At 72.7% G+C, this 13,755-nt stretch carries 14 protein-coding genes; 11 read left to right on the top strand and 3 right to left on the bottom strand.

Annotated features, from left to right (window positions below; all coding sequences use genetic code 11):
* Positions 1–4: 4 nt before the first annotated feature.
* Positions 5–547 carry a hypothetical protein gene (locus VNF07_11460; protein ID HVB06851.1) on the bottom strand — a complete coding sequence of 181 codons (543 nt, stop codon included), beginning with the start codon at positions 545–547 and terminating at the stop codon, positions 5–7.
* A gap of 506 nt (positions 548–1,053) precedes the next feature.
* Between VNF07_11460 and VNF07_11455 the strand changes: the two genes are divergently transcribed.
* The 8 genes from VNF07_11455 (at position 1,054) to VNF07_11420 (ending at position 9,983) form a co-directional block, all read left to right on the top strand.
* Complete coding sequence (locus tag VNF07_11455) at positions 1,054–1,266, top strand: hypothetical protein (protein HVB06850.1); 213 nt, start codon at positions 1,054–1,056, stop codon at positions 1,264–1,266.
* A 55-nt stretch (positions 1,267–1,321) separates the two neighbouring features.
* A complete protein-coding gene (locus VNF07_11450; protein HVB06849.1) occupies positions 1,322–2,743 on the top strand; it encodes an MFS transporter in 1,422 nt (473 codons plus the stop codon).
* A gap of 78 nt (positions 2,744–2,821) precedes the next feature.
* Complete coding sequence (locus tag VNF07_11445) at positions 2,822–4,222, top strand: hypothetical protein (GenBank protein HVB06848.1); 1,401 nt, start codon at positions 2,822–2,824, stop codon at positions 4,220–4,222.
* A gap of 107 nt (positions 4,223–4,329) precedes the next feature.
* Positions 4,330–5,055: a TetR/AcrR family transcriptional regulator gene (locus tag VNF07_11440; protein HVB06847.1), complete on the top strand. Its 726-nt coding sequence runs from the start codon at positions 4,330–4,332 to the stop codon at positions 5,053–5,055.
* Entirely contained in the window at positions 5,052–6,524 is a 1,473-nt protein-coding gene (locus VNF07_11435; GenBank protein HVB06846.1) for an MFS transporter, read from the top strand. The genes VNF07_11440 and VNF07_11435 overlap by 4 nt, the downstream gene beginning before the upstream one ends.
* A 71-nt stretch (positions 6,525–6,595) precedes the next feature.
* Positions 6,596–8,179, top strand: a complete 1,584-nt coding sequence (locus tag VNF07_11430; GenBank protein ID HVB06845.1) for a circularly permuted type 2 ATP-grasp protein — start codon at positions 6,596–6,598, stop codon at positions 8,177–8,179.
* Positions 8,173–9,144: an alpha-E domain-containing protein gene (locus tag VNF07_11425; protein ID HVB06844.1), complete on the top strand. Its 972-nt coding sequence runs from the start codon at positions 8,173–8,175 to the stop codon at positions 9,142–9,144. The genes VNF07_11430 and VNF07_11425 overlap by 7 nt, the downstream gene beginning before the upstream one ends.
* Complete coding sequence (locus VNF07_11420; protein ID HVB06843.1) at positions 9,141–9,983, top strand: transglutaminase family protein; 843 nt, start codon at positions 9,141–9,143, stop codon at positions 9,981–9,983. The genes VNF07_11425 and VNF07_11420 overlap by 4 nt, the downstream gene beginning before the upstream one ends.
* A gap of 72 nt (positions 9,984–10,055) precedes the next feature.
* On the opposite strand, the gene VNF07_11415 is transcribed toward VNF07_11420, so the two are convergent.
* Positions 10,056–11,051 (bottom strand): hypothetical protein, encoded by a 996-nt coding sequence (locus VNF07_11415; protein ID HVB06842.1) that lies wholly within the window; start codon positions 11,049–11,051, stop codon positions 10,056–10,058.
* Positions 11,052–11,149: 98 nt separating this feature from the next.
* Here VNF07_11415 and VNF07_11410 point away from each other — a divergent pair, with 98 nt between their 5' ends.
* The 3 genes from VNF07_11410 to VNF07_11400 all read left to right on the top strand — a co-directional run bounded on the left by VNF07_11410 (position 11,150) and on the right by VNF07_11400 (position 13,144).
* Positions 11,150–11,725 (top strand): PadR family transcriptional regulator, encoded by a 576-nt coding sequence (locus VNF07_11410; GenBank protein ID HVB06841.1) that lies wholly within the window; start codon positions 11,150–11,152, stop codon positions 11,723–11,725.
* Positions 11,722–12,453: an ABC transporter ATP-binding protein gene (locus tag VNF07_11405; protein HVB06840.1), complete on the top strand. Its 732-nt coding sequence runs from the start codon at positions 11,722–11,724 to the stop codon at positions 12,451–12,453. The genes VNF07_11410 and VNF07_11405 overlap by 4 nt, the downstream gene beginning before the upstream one ends.
* 82 nt (positions 12,454–12,535) lie before the next feature.
* The gene (locus tag VNF07_11400; protein ID HVB06839.1) at positions 12,536–13,144 is read left to right on the top strand and encodes a hypothetical protein; all 609 of its coding nucleotides are present in this window, start codon (positions 12,536–12,538) and stop codon (positions 13,142–13,144) included.
* 49 nt (positions 13,145–13,193) lie between these two features.
* Here the strand turns inward: VNF07_11400 and VNF07_11395 are convergent, their stop codons facing one another.
* Positions 13,194–13,535, bottom strand: a complete 342-nt coding sequence (locus VNF07_11395) for a GntR family transcriptional regulator (GenBank protein HVB06838.1) — start codon at positions 13,533–13,535, stop codon at positions 13,194–13,196.
* Positions 13,536–13,755: the final 220 nt, after the last annotated feature.

Raw genomic sequence — 13,755 nt, 5'->3', positions numbered from 1 at the left:
TGCTTCACCGTTCCTCGGGGTGCATCACGAGGTAGCGCACGACCCGGTCGGCGGCCTCCTTGCGATCGACGCCGCCGAGATGGCAGAGGTCCCAGACCTGCTGGAGAGGGTGAGCCACCGGGAATGGCGCCGCCCGAGGTGGAGCCCACGGCTCGAGGAGGCTCGGGTCCGTCACCTCGCGCACGACGATGCTCGCGTCGCCGAGGCCGAGCGCCGGCACGAAGCCCACCGCACCGAGGTCGGGCGGCGTGTCGCTGTAGACGACGCTCAGGGTCGGCGAGCGGTAGGGGGCGACGTAGTCCGGTCCCGCGTCGGCCGAGACGACGACATGCGCCCCCGTCGCCTCGAGGCGCTCGGCGGCGAGCTCCGCTTGCTCGAGCTGCCGGTCGAGGCCGTACCAGTAGGTCTCGCGCAAGACCTGCGGTCGGTGGTGGGCGACATAGAGGTAGGCAAGCAGCGCTCGCTGGTCCGCTTCATGGACCTCGGCGAAGCGCACGCCTTCGGCCGACAGCAGTCGGCCGATCTGGGAGATGCGGGGCTGCGACACCCCGAACTCCTGAGCAAGGTCCACCTGTAGGCTCGGGGTCGGGCGCAGCGTGAGAGCGCGCACGACTTGCGAAGTCGCCGCTCCCCAGCGTCTCGTCCCCAACGTCATAGCTTCCATGCAGCCAGTATAAGCCTTCTGTGCCCTATTTGCTAGAAGGCTTATATATGAGCCTTCTCGGTCGACGGGGAGCGTCACGCGTCTCCAGATTGGACGGTTCGCGTTTTCCGACGCCGCGACCGACCTGGCGCACGCTGGGCCTCGAGCTATCGCGCCAGTGCTGGCGCCGAGGCGGGGTCACCTTGCCTGCTCACCGCCTGGAACAGATTGTTCCATCTTGAGCGATAGAGCCGAAATGCCCACCAGCGCGGATTCGGCGATCAGCATCGCCTCTCGAAGCTGCCGATGCCTCCAGCGTGGGTTCGCCAACGGACACACCACCGAAAGTTCACCGACCGTCGAGGTCGTCTTGACCCTCCGTTCAGCTCGCCTCTCTACGCTCAGGCCAGATGAGCGAGCGACTGACGAGCGAGCGGTTGGCGGCGACGCGGCGACACCCGGCCGGCTCGGCTCGGCCCCGCCCGCGCCTCGTCCTCCTGCAGGGTGGGGCGGACGCTCAGGGCCCCGACGAGCGACGCGGCCGCCTGCGAAAGCAGCTGCGGCGGGCCGCCGGGCTCATCGGGGAGGGCTTCGCGACCCTCCCCGAGCAGCACTTCAGCTGAAGCACGCGGCCGCTCGAAGCGGAGCGGCCCGAGACCCAGGCGCTACCTTCTCTTGGTGGCGCTGACCGAGGTCCCGTCCTCCGCCGCGCCCGGCCCGACGGCTCCCGAGGGTCCCGCCCAGATCAGCACCGCGCGCCGCTGGACGATCTTCGCGATCGTCGCCACCGCGCTGTTCATGACGTCGATCGACATGACGATCATCTCGACGGCGATCCGCCCGATCCACCGCTCCTTGCACGCCCCCCTCAACTGGACGGGCTGGACGATCACGGCCTTCACCCTCGGGATGCTGATCACGATGCCCGTCGCCGGACGCCTCTCGGACCAGTTCGGACGGAAGAAGGTCTTCCTCAGCTGCGCCGTGCTCTTCACCGTCGCCTCCCTCGCGTGTGGCCTCGCGACGAACATCTACGAGCTCATCGCGCTGCGTGCGGTGCAGGCGATCGGCGGCGGTGCCTTCATGCCGTCGGCGACGGGGATCGTCTCGGACCACTTCGGCCGAAACCGCGACCGGGCGATCGCGATGTTCACGAGCGTGCTCCCCGCCGGGGGGATCATCGGCCCGGTCCTCGGCGGGATCTTCGTCGCCTACTGGTCCTGGCGGTGGATCTTCTTCGTGAACGTCCCGCTCGGACTGCTCGTCGTGGTCGCGGGCGCCCGCCTGATCCCCTACTCGGGGCCCAAGCCGGGAGCGCGTGCCGACCTGAAGGGGGTCGCGCTGCTCGGCGCGACGGTACTGCTCGCGATGTTCGGCGTGACGAGCCTCGGGGACGGGCACGCGGCGCTCTGGTCGCCGACGGTGCTCCCTCCCGAGATCGCCGCCCTCCTCGTCGGCTGGCACCTCATCGGCCACCTGCGCACCACCGGGGAGGCGATCCTCCCGATCGAGCTCTTCCGGATGCGCCAGTTCCTCGTGATGAACCTGCTGAACGTCCTCTACGGCGCGGCGGTCCTCGGCATCGGGGCCCTCGTCCCCCTCTACGCCGAGGACCGCTACCACTTCAGCGCGCTGAGCTCCGGCACCGTGCTCACGGCGAGGGCGGTGGGGACGATCCTCGTCGCCGGGGTGACCTCGTTCCTCCTCCGCCGTATCGGCTACCGCCTGCCGATGGCCGTCGGCTTCGTGACGATCGCGCTCGGCTCCGGGATGCTCGCCGCGCCCCCGCAGCTCCTCGGCACCTACGCCTGGGTCGCGCTCGCCACCGCGATCACCGGCCTCGGGATGGGGATGGCGATGCCGGCGACGAACAACGCGACCCTCTCGCTCGCCACCGAGAACGTGGCAGTGATCACCGGGACGCGGGGGATGTTCCGCAACACCGGCTCGATCATCGCCGTCGAGGTGATGACCGCCGTCCTCAACCGCGTGAGCGACGCCGGCCTCGCGCTCGCCATCGGCTACGTGGTCGTGGGGGCGCTGCTGCTCCTCGCGGTGCCCTTCATCTACACCGTCCCGGACCACCGCGGCAGCTGGTAGCGGGGCCGCGAGGCCGCGCTTGACGGGGTCGATCGTGCTAGCCATAGTAGCGCCAGTGACTCTCTCTCGGCCCCGCCGATGACGCTCCTCGCGCCGCCGCGTCGCGCCCCCGGCGGGCAGCCGCCGACCGAGGTCCTGATCGAGGAGGCGCGCCAGCGCCAGCGCCACCGCCGACGGGCGCTGCTCCTCGCAGCCGTCCTCCTCGCCGGCGCGTGCGCGCTGCTCGTGACCTCGGGTGGGACACCGCGCGCCGCGGGTGGGCTGCGCCATGTCGCCGGTGCCCCCGCGTTCACCGTCGCCGACGTCACGGCGATGCGGGGGCACGGTGAACTGGCGTTCGTCTCGGGCGGCGACCTGTTCGTCATCGACGGCGCGAACGGGAAGATCACCAATGCGAGCGGCCCCGGCCATCAGGCGAGCGCGCCGAAGTTCTCGCCGGACGGGAAATGGCTGTTGTTCGCCGAGGGCGCGGGCTCTGCGGCCTTTGTCGCGCGGGCCGACGGTAGCCACGCCCGCCGCCTCCCGGGCGCCGCGCGGTGGCTCCCCGACAGCGAGCTCGTCACCACCGGCGGGAACGGGGCCAGCACGACCTACGCGCTCAGCCACACGGGCGGCCTCGTCCGCCGTGGCGGCAGCGTGGCCGCCGCGGAGTTCGCCGCCGCGGGGAGCGACCGCTACCTCTTCGTCGAGGACTCGCTGCGGGTCGACCCACCGCGCGCCGCTGCAGGAGTGGTCACGATCGAGACCGCGGCGACCGCGAGCGGGCCGCGCACCGCGTGGTTCAGGGGCGCGCAGCATTTCGACGTCGGCGGCGGGCTGCAGGGCACGTTCGTCAGTGTCGTCGCCGAGCTCCCCTCGGGCGCCCTGCTCCTGCGGATCCACCACTTCTGCTGTGACTACGCCGACGGTGGCGAGCTCTACGAGCTGCAGTCGCCCGGCGGGACGCCTCGGCCGCTCGCGCCGGCGTTGGGGGCCGTCACCCCGACCTTCGGGCCCGCCGCGACCTTCGCCTTCGCGGGGGGAGGCGATCGCTACGCCTGGGTGGGAAAGCACGTCGAGCTCTGCGACGCCGCCACCGCCGCCTGCGAGGTGCTGCGGACGCCGGCGGGCAGTCTCAGCCTTTCGCCGGCCTGGTCGCCGGACCGAACGACGCTCGCCTTCGTCGAGGCGCGGGCCGAGCCCGCGGGGATGATCGGCCAGGCCCAGGTGTCCTCCTGGTACGCCACCCACGAGCTCGACCTGCTCGCGGCGGGCGCCTCGCGGCCGACCGCGGTCGCGGGCACTTCGGGTGCGGCGCAGCCCGTGTGGTCGAGCGACTCGAAGAGCCTCCTGTTCGTGCGGGACGACAAGCTCTTCCTCATCGCGCGCGTCGGCGAGCCGCCGGTCGAGGTCGCCGGGTCGCTGTTCTCCGCCGGTGCCTGGAGCGCGTACTACGGCGAGGTGGGCTGGGGCGCCGAGTTCGCCTGGTCGGGGAGCTGAGCGGGAGGCACCGACCGGCCAAGCCCGGCAACCGCCTCTTGCGGAACGGCGGGACGTCGTACAAACTGTACGAAACCGTTCCGTTCAGTTATCCCCCCCGAGGCTCCGTGGCCGCTCCTCCGCTCACCACCCACCCCGCCCTCTCCCCGCCGAGCGGCGCGCGCGCCCAGGCCCGCGAGGGCGCGATCCTCGGCGCCGCCCTGGAGCTCCTCCTCGAGGTCGGCTACGACCGGATGACCATCGACGCCGTGGCGGAGCGGGCGCGGGCCAGCAAGGCGACGATCTACCGGCACTTCCCCGACAAGGCGGCGATCGTCGCCGCGGCGATCGGCTGTGAGCAAGCGGCCGCGGCACCGACGGTCGACACCGGATCGCTGCGCGGCGACCTCCTCGCCTATGCCGAGCGCGCCGCGCACTCCGCCGGAGTCGACAGTGGCCTCCTCGCCGGTCTGATGAATGCGGCGCGCTCGGACGAGGTCATCGCGGCGCTGCTCAACGAGCGGATGTGGGAGTCCAAACAGCGGGCGCTCCGGGAGATCGTGGAGCGCGCCGTCGAGCGCGGGGAGGTGGCCGACGCGAGCGGCGTGTCGCTCGCCTGCGAGGTCTGCTGCGCCGTCGTGCTCCACCGGCTGACCGTCGTCCGCGCCAAGCCCGACGCCGCCTTCCGCCGGCACCTCGTCGACGACATCGTCGTCCCGCTGCTCACCCACCGCGGCGCGCCGCCCCCGCCGCTCCGTCACAGCCGGACGCGAAGCTCGGGCCGCGCCGTGACAGGCACCGCTGCGCCGAGGACCGCCACCCCCGAGATCCCGAGCAAGAGGAGCACGTCGTGACCGCCCCGTTCCTTCCGACCGCCGAGACCGAGCCCGACCCCCGGCGCTGGCTCGCGCTCGCCATCATCGCCATCGCCCAGCTGATGGTGGTGCTCGACGCGACGATCGTGAACATCGCGCTGCCCTCCGCGCAGCACTCGCTGCACATCTCGACCGCCAACCGCCAGTGGGTGATCACCGCCTACACCCTCGCCTTCGGCGGTCTGCTCCTCCTCGGGGGGCGCATCGCTGACTACTCCGGGCGGAAGCGGATCTTCATCGTCGGCCTGCTCGGCTTCGCCGCCGCCTCGGCCTTCGGCGGAGCCGCCCAGAACGGCGGGATGCTCTTCGCGGCCCGTGCCCTGCAGGGGGCCTTCGGGGCGCTGATGGCGCCGGCGGCACTGTCGTTGATCTCGGTGACCTTCACCGAGCCCCACGAACGGGCAAAGGCCTTCGGCGTCTACGGCGGCATCGCCGGCGGCGGCGCGGCGATCGGCCTGATCCTCGGTGGCGTGCTCACCGAGTTCGCCTCCTGGCGCTGGTGCCTGCTCGTCAACGTGCCGATCTCGGTCTTCGCCGCGATCTCGGCGCAGCGCATCGTGCGCGAGAGCCGGGCGACGGGGGACACGAGCTACGACCTCCCCGGTGCCTTCTCGGCGACCGCCGGCCTCGCCTTTCTCGTCTACGGCTTCACCAAGGCGAGCGAGGCGGGGTGGAGCGCGCGCAGCACGGTCGTCTGCCTCGTCCTCGCCGTCGTGCTCATCTCGGCCTTCGTCGTCATCGAGCGCCGCTCGCCGGCGCCGCTGTTGCCGATGCGGGTCCTCCTCGACCGCAACCGAGGCGGCTCCTTCCTCGCCTCGTTCCTCGCCGGCGTGGCGATGTTCGGGATGTTCCTCTTCCTCACCTTCTACCTGCAGATCACGCTCCACTACAGCGCGCTGAAGGCCGGCTTCGCCTTCCTGCCGTTCTCGGGCGGGATCATCGTGGCGGCGGGCATCGCGAGCAAGGTGCTGCCGCGCATCGGCGCCCGCGCGCCGATGGTCGGCGGCTTCGCGGCGGCGGTCGTCGGGCTGCTGTGGCTCACCCGGATCGGCGTGCACACGAGCTACGTCTCGCACGTGCTGCCCTCGGAGATCGTGATGAGCCTCGGCTTCGGCTTCATCTTCGTCCCGATGAGCAGCACCGCCCTCATCGGGGTCTCGCACCATGACGCCGGCGTCGCCTCGGCGACGCTGAACGCGACCCAGCAGGTCGGCGGCTCGCTCGGCACCGCGCTCCTCAACACGATCGCCGCCACCGCGACGGCGGGGTACCTCAGCGCGCACGGCCACACGGCCGCCGAGGTGGCCAAGGCGCAGGTGCACGGCTACACGACGGGCTTCATGGTCTCCTCCGCCCTGCTCGCCCTCGCGGGCCTCGCGGTGGCGATCTTCGTGACCGCGACGCGCGACACGATCCCGGCCCTTGACCCCGCGCTCGCCGCCGGATAACCGGGCCGCTCCGAGGGGGAGTGGCCCTCCGAAACACCGCGGCAACACTCACTTGGTAGAAGTTGTAGCCAGTGGGTGACGATCTGTTCTCGGGCTACACCCTCGGAGCGGCCTGGGACGAGATGTTCGAGAGCGTCGGGCAGCCCCGTGCGGCCTCCTTCGGCCTCTACGACGCGCTCCGTTCGATGTCCCCCGAGGAGTTCGAGGAGCGCTGCGCGGAGCGGGACCGGTCGCTGCGCGACCGCGGGGTGACCTTCGCCCACTCCGGGGAGGAGCTCCCCTTCCCGCTCGACCCGGTGCCGCGCCTCATCGACGCCGAGGAGTGGGCCACGATCGAGGCCGGGGTGGCGCAGCGGGTGCGGGCGCTCGAGCTGTTCCTGCGCGACGTCTACGGCGCCGGCGAGGTCTTCTCCGACGGCGTCGTACCCCGACGCCTCGTCCTCACCTCGCGCCACTACCAGCGCGCGAGCGCCGGGGTCGAGCCCCCGAACCACGTGCGGATCCACGTCGCGGGGATCGACCTCGTGCGCGACCGCGAGGGCGCCTTCCGGGTCCTCGAGGACAACGTGCGCGTCCCCTCGGGGAGCTCCTACGTCGTCGAGAACCGCCGCACGATGGCGCGCATCTTCCCCGAGCTCTTCGCCAGCCACCGCATCCGCCCCGTCGCCAACTACCCCCAACGGCTGCTCACGGCGCTGCGCGCCGCCGCCCCGCTCGGCGCGGGCGCCGACCCGACGGTGGTCGTGCTCACGCCGGGGGTGCACAACTCGGCGTACTTCGAGCACTCCTTCCTCGCCCGCCAGATGGGCGTGGAGCTCGTCGAGGGGCGCGACCTCGTCGTCCGCCACAACGTCGTCTACATGCGGATGACGGCGGGGGAGCGGCGCGTCGACGTCATCTACCGCCGCGTCGACGACGACTACCTCGACCCGGTGCACTTCCGCCCGGAGTCGCTCGTCGGCTGCGCCGGCGTGGTGAACGCCGCCCGCGCCGGCAACGTGACGGTCGCCAACGCGATCGGCAACGGCGTCGCCGACGACAAGCTCCTCTACACCTACGTCCCCGAGCTCATCTCCTACTACCTCGGGCAGGAGCCGATCCTCGCCAACGTCGACACCTACCGCCTCGAGGACCCCGACCAGCTGGCGCACGCCCTCGGCCGCCTCGACCGCCTGGTGGTGAAGCCCGTCGACGGTTCCGGCGGCTACGGCCTCGTCGTCGGGCCGACCGCGGGGGACGAGGAGCTCGCCGCCGCGGCGGCGGCGATCACGGCCGCGCCACGGGACTTCATCGCCCAGGAGTTCGTCGACCTGTCGACCGTCCCGACCAAGGCGGGGAGCGGCCTCGTCGCCCGCCACGTCGACCTCCGCCCCTTCGCGGTGAACGACGGCACCTCGGTGTGGGTCGCGCCCGGAGGCCTCACCCGCGTCGCGCTCCGGGAGGGCTCGAGCGTCGTGAACTCGAGCCAGGGGGGCGGCTCGAAGGACACCTGGGTGCTCGCGCCGGCGCGCCCCGCGGCGATCGTCGAGGTCCCGGCCCGCCCCTCGCCGCTGCCGGCGGCGGGCGCCCTCGCGGCCGCTCCCGAGCCGGAGCAGGGCCCCGGCTTCGGCGGCACCCAGCAGCAACAACAGCAGCAACAGCAGCCGCCGTGCTGAGCCGCATCGCGGAGTCGCTCTTTTGGATCGGCCGCTACCTCGAGCGGGCCGAGGACACGGCGCGCCTGCTCGATGTGCAGATCCACCAGCACCTCGAGGACGCCACGCTCGACGAGGCCGCGGTCTCGGCGACGCTGCTGCAGGTGATGGGGGTCCCCGAGCCCGAGGGGGCGCTCGAGCTCGGCCGGGTGACGGCGCTGCTCGCGCTCTCGCCCCGTCAGCAGAGCTCGATCGCCTGCTCGCTGCGCGGCGCGCGCGAGAACGCGCGGGGGATCCGCGAGTCGCTCTCCTCGGAGTTCTGGGAGTGCCTCAACGGAACGATCGTCGCCCTCGACGCGCGCATCGCGACCGGCGAGCAGATCGGCCCGCACGAGTTCTTCCGCTTCTCGCTGTTCGTCCGCGAGCGGGTGGCGATCGCCGCCGGACTCGCCGACGCGACGATGTACCGCGACGACGGCTGGCAGTTCCTCGTCCTCGGCCGCAGCATCGAGCGCGCCGACATGACCGCCCGCCTCCTCGCCGCCCGCCTCGACGACCCGCGCGGGGAGCCCGACTGGCCGACGACGCTGCGCGCCTGCTCGGCCTACGAGGCCTGCCTGCGCACCTACCGCGGGGCGATGAGCGCGGCGAACACCCTCGAGTTCCTGATCCTCGACCGCAACTTCCCGCGCAGCATCTACTACGCGCTCGCGACCGCCGAGCACTGCCTCCTCGCGCTCGAGCAGCAGCCGAGCCGCGCTGGCCCGGGCGACGAGGCGGCGCGCATCGTCGGTCGCGCCCGCACCGCGCTCGGCTACCACACCGCGGAGGAGATCCTCGAGCAGGTGCCGCGCCACCTCGCCGAGGTGCAGGCGGCCTGCGCGGCGGCGAGCCACGCGATCGCGACGAGCTACTTCCAGCGCGACTCGACCCTCGCCTGGCGGACCGGCAGCGCCCCCTCCAGCGAGGCCGAGGCGGCGCGATGAGCTGGCGGATCGCGACCCGGCACACCTCGACCTACCGCTACGGGGCGCCGGTCGTCGCCTCCTACAACGAGGCCCGCATCACCCCCCAGGAGCGCGACGGCCAGCGCGTCCTCGAGTCGGCGGTGGCGGTCCACCCGCAGACCGCGCTCTACCACTACCGGGACTACTTCGGGAGCGCCGTCGTCGCCTTCGACATCCCCGAGCCGCACGACCAGCTGGTGGTGATCGGCACCTCGACCGTCGAGACCGCCTCGGCGCGGCCCCTTCCCGCCGCGCTCACCTGGGAGGGCCTCGCCTCCCTCGCCGAGGGGGAGCGCTTCATCGAGTACCTCCGCCCGACGCCCTTCACGACCGGCGACGACGAGCTCCTCGCGGTCGCCAAGGGCTTTCGCGTCGCCGCCTCGCCGAGCGAGGCCGTCGAGGGCGCGAGCGGGTGGATCCGCGCCGAGATGACCTACGAGCTCGGCGCCACCGCCGTCTCCACCTCGGCGCTCGAGGCCTGGCACGCCCGGCGCGGCGTCTGTCAGGACTTCGCGCACATCGGCCTCGTGCTGCTGCGCTCCCTCGGGATCCCCGCGCGCTACGTCTCGGGCTACCTGCACCCCTCGCGCGAGGCCGAGATCGGGACGACGGTCGCGGGGGCGGGACACGCCTGGATCGAGTGCTGGCTCGGCGACTGGCTGCCGATCGACCCCACCCACGGCGAGGCCGTCGGCGATCGCCACGTGACCGTCGCCCGCGGCCGGGACTACGCCGACGTGGCGCCCTTCCGCGGCGTGTACCAGGGCGGTGCGCTCGAGTCGCTCGACGTCTCGGTCGAGCTGGTGCGCATGGCCTAAACGCGCCTGGCCTGAACGCGCCTGGCCTGAACGCGCCTGGCCTGAACCCGCCCGGCCTGAACCCGCCCGGCCTCAGCGCCTCGTCCAGGGGTAGGCGGCGAGGGCCGCGAGGTCGGTCGCGCCGCCGGACTCGAGGTCATAGAGGCTGGCGCCGATCGCGCCGCCGCGCCGTGCGACGTCGAGGAAGCGCCAGATCTCCCGCTCGCTCGGGAGGCCGACGCGGCCGCCTTCGTCGGCCATGTTGTAGTCCTGGCCGATCGGGGCGACCCTCCCGAGGCGGTTGAGGGCGCGCAGCGCGAGCTCGGTGACGACGCCGGGCTCGTTGCAGGACCAGTAGATCATCGGGGCGAAGGCGTCGACGTAGGGGGCCGCGGCGGCGTAGGGGAAGCCGGTGAGCGAGACCGACAGGGGGCGGGGAACGGTCGCCACGACGGGGCGGTGGCCCGCCGCCCGGCGGACGAGCGAGAGGTAGTCGGTGACCCGCCGGGCCGTGTCGTAGGTCCCCTCGGGGTGCTCCTCGATGTCCGCGCTGAAGCCGTCGATCCCGCTCGCGAGCGTCGCCGCGGCGCGCGCCGCGTCGGCCGCGGGGTTGGAGAGCGTCGGGAAGTCCCAGGCGATGACGTCGATCCCGAGCGCGTGCGCCGCGGGGAGGAGGCGCGCGAGCGTCGGCGCGCCGTAGTAGCCGTCGTGGGTGCTCCCGGTGCGGATCCAGATCTGCTGCAGGCCCGCGGCGCGCGCCGCGGCGACGACGGCCGCGACGTTGGCGGGGGCGCCGGGGAAGGGGGTCACCCAGATCCCCTTCCCGGAGATCGCCGCGAGGTTCACGTGCCGCCGCGCCGGTGCCGCGGCGAGGGGGATCGCCGCCTCGGCCACGGCGGGGGCGGCGAGGGGCGGGGGAGGGGGGCCCGGCGGGTGGTAGGGGGGCGGGCAGGGCTCGGGCTGCACGGCGGTCACCGGCAGCGGGAAGAGCGGCGCCGCGCCGGCGCCGCGGGGAGCGACGAGGAGCGCCCCCGCGAGGGCGGCGAGGGAGGCGAGGGCGGTGAGGGCGGTGGTCCGGCGCTGCACCATCCCATTCTCGCTCGACGGCGCAGGCAGTGGGGGACAGGGCTTGACCCGGCCGCGAGTCCTTGTACCATACTGCGTATGTTCAACGACTCGGCCACGCAGTGAGCGTCCGCCACGCGATCCTCGCCCTGCTGAGCGAGGGCCCGAAGTACGGCCTGCAGCTCCAGAAGGAGTTCGAGTCCAACACCGGCGAGGTGTGGCCGCTCAACATCGGCCAGGTGTACACGACGCTCCAGCGCCTCGAGCGCGACGGCCTCGTCGAGTCCGACGAGGCCGAGACGGAGGGGCCGCAGAAGGGCTTCCGGATCACCGAAGCCGGCTCGGTCGAGCTCTCCTCGTGGCTGAACACCCCGCCCGACATGACCTCCCCGCCGCGCGACGAGCTCGTGATCAAGGTGCTCTCCGCGCTGCGCGTGCCGGGCGTCTCGGTGCACGACGTGATCCAGGTCCATCGCCGTTACCTCGTCGAGCTGATGCAGCAGTGGACGCGCCTGAAGGAGGACGAGGCCGAGTTCGACCTCTCCTTCGCCCTCGTCGTCGACGCGGAGCTCTTCCGGCTGGACTCGGTCGTGCGCTGGCTCGACACCGCCGACGGCCGCCTGAAGCGGGCCGCCCTCGAGCCGCCCCGTCCCTCGCCGCTGCCGCGCCTCTCGCGGCGGCTGGTCGTGCGGCGGTGAGCTACCTCGAGCTGCGGGGCGTCTCCAAGTCCTACGGGGAGGGCGCCGCCGAGGTGCACGCGCTGCGCGACGTCGACCTCTGGGTCGAGCGCGGTGACCTCGTCGCGGTGATGGGCCCGAGCGGCTCGGGCAAGTCGACGCTGCTCACCATCGCCGGCAGCCTCGAGGACCCCTCGGCGGGGGAGGTGCTGATCGAGGGTGCCTCGGTGCAGGCGATGTCCCGCAACGCGCAGGCCCGTCTGCGGCGGCGCACCATTGGCTACGTCTTCCAGGACTTCAACCTGCTCGCCGGGCTCACCGCCGTCGAGAACGTCTCGCTCCCCCTCGAGCTCGACGGCGTCGCCGCGAAGAAGGCCCACGCGACCGGGATGGAGGTGCTCGAGGAGCTCGGCCTCGCCGACCGCGCGACGCACTACCCCGACCAGCTCTCGGGCGGCGAGCGCCAACGCGTCTCCATCGCGCGCGCGATCGTCGGGGAGCGCAGCCTGCTGCTCGCCGACGAGCCCTCCGGGGCGCTCGACTCGACGAACGGCGAGGCGGTGATGCGGATGGTGCTCGGCGCCTGCAAGCAGGGGGTCGCCGCGGTCGTCGTCACCCACGACGCGCAGCTCGCCTCGTGGGCCGATCGGGTGGTCTTCATCCGTGACGGGCGGATCGTCGACCAGACCGTGCCCCCGCCGACTCCCGAAGCGCTGCTGCGCGAGAGCGAGCGGGCGCCGCACCGCTGAGCCGCCGCGGCGCGACGACGACCCACCCCCGACCACCCGGCGCGGCGACGGGGGCGGGGACGCGCCCCCCTAGGGTGAGGCGATGCGCCGCCTCGCCGCACTGCTGCTGCTCTTGCTCGCCCCGTTCACCTTCGCCGGGGTGGCGCGCGCCGCCTCGGCGGCGCCGATGGGGCCGGAGGGCATCCCCCTCGAGATCGGCAAGGTGCTCGCGCCGGCCTCGACGGCGGCACAGGGTAAGACCGTCGACGGGATCGCCTGTGACGCGCACGAGCAGGTCGCCTACCACGTGCACACGCACCTCGCGATCTACGTGGACGGGTCGCTGCGCCCCCTCCCGCCGGGCGTCGGCCTCGTCGTCCCGGTCGGCGAGCAGACCGCCTACGGCCCCTTCTACGGCGCCACCACCTGCTACTACTGGCTGCACGTGCACACCCAGGACGGCGTGATCCACATCGAGTCGCCGGGCGCGCGCACCTACACCCTCGGCGAGTTCTTCGACATCTGGCGCCAGTCGCTCTCCCCCGACGGGGTCGGCGCGGCGCGCGGCACGGTGACGACCTACGTGAACGGCCGCAGTTACCGCGGCAACCCCCGTTCGGTGACCCTCGGATCGCACGTCGACATCCAGCTCGACGTGGGCAAGCCCGCGGTCTCGTTCAAGAACGTGAACTGGTCGACCTCGCAGCTCTGAGGAGCGGTCCCGCGGGCGACGCCGGCGCCGCGGCGGGTGCCCCGGCCGCCTACGCGAGACCCTCGATGAGGCGGATCAGCTCCTCGCGGCGGTAGCCCTGGAGGCGGGCGAGCTGCACGAGCTCGCGGGCCTTCGCGAGCACCACGCTCTTCTCCTGCGCTCGACCGGCGACGGTGATGCCGCGCCCGCGTTGGAACTCGAGGACGCCTTCTTCCCGCAGCATCCGCAGCGCCCGGAGCACGGTGTTGGTGTTCACGCCGAGCACCGCCGCGAGGTCGCGGGCGGGCGGGAGCCTCTCTCCCGCGGCCGCCTCCCCCTCCGCGATCGCGCGCCGGATGTCGCCCGCGACCTGATCGTGGAGAAGCGCGGGGTCGGCACGGTCGATGCGCACGCGAATCATTGTGCTACTCAGACTAGCACCCGTGCAGAGCGGGTTCACTCCCGTAACTCGATGCCGAGGGGTTTGCGGGTGAACTCGCGTTTTCAACTTCGGACGGTCTCGCGCAGGAAGCCACGTCCCGCTACGAAGGGGGTTCAGCCCGACGGCGGCTTCGGGAACGCCTCCGGCCGGCCGAGGAAGTAGCCCTGTGCGAAGTCGACGCCGAAATCGC

The organism is Acidimicrobiales bacterium, assembly GCA_035533595.1.
Lineage (GTDB): Bacteria > Actinomycetota > Acidimicrobiia > Acidimicrobiales > Bog-793 > DATLTN01.
This window is presented reverse-complemented; position numbering and strand designations above follow the sequence as displayed.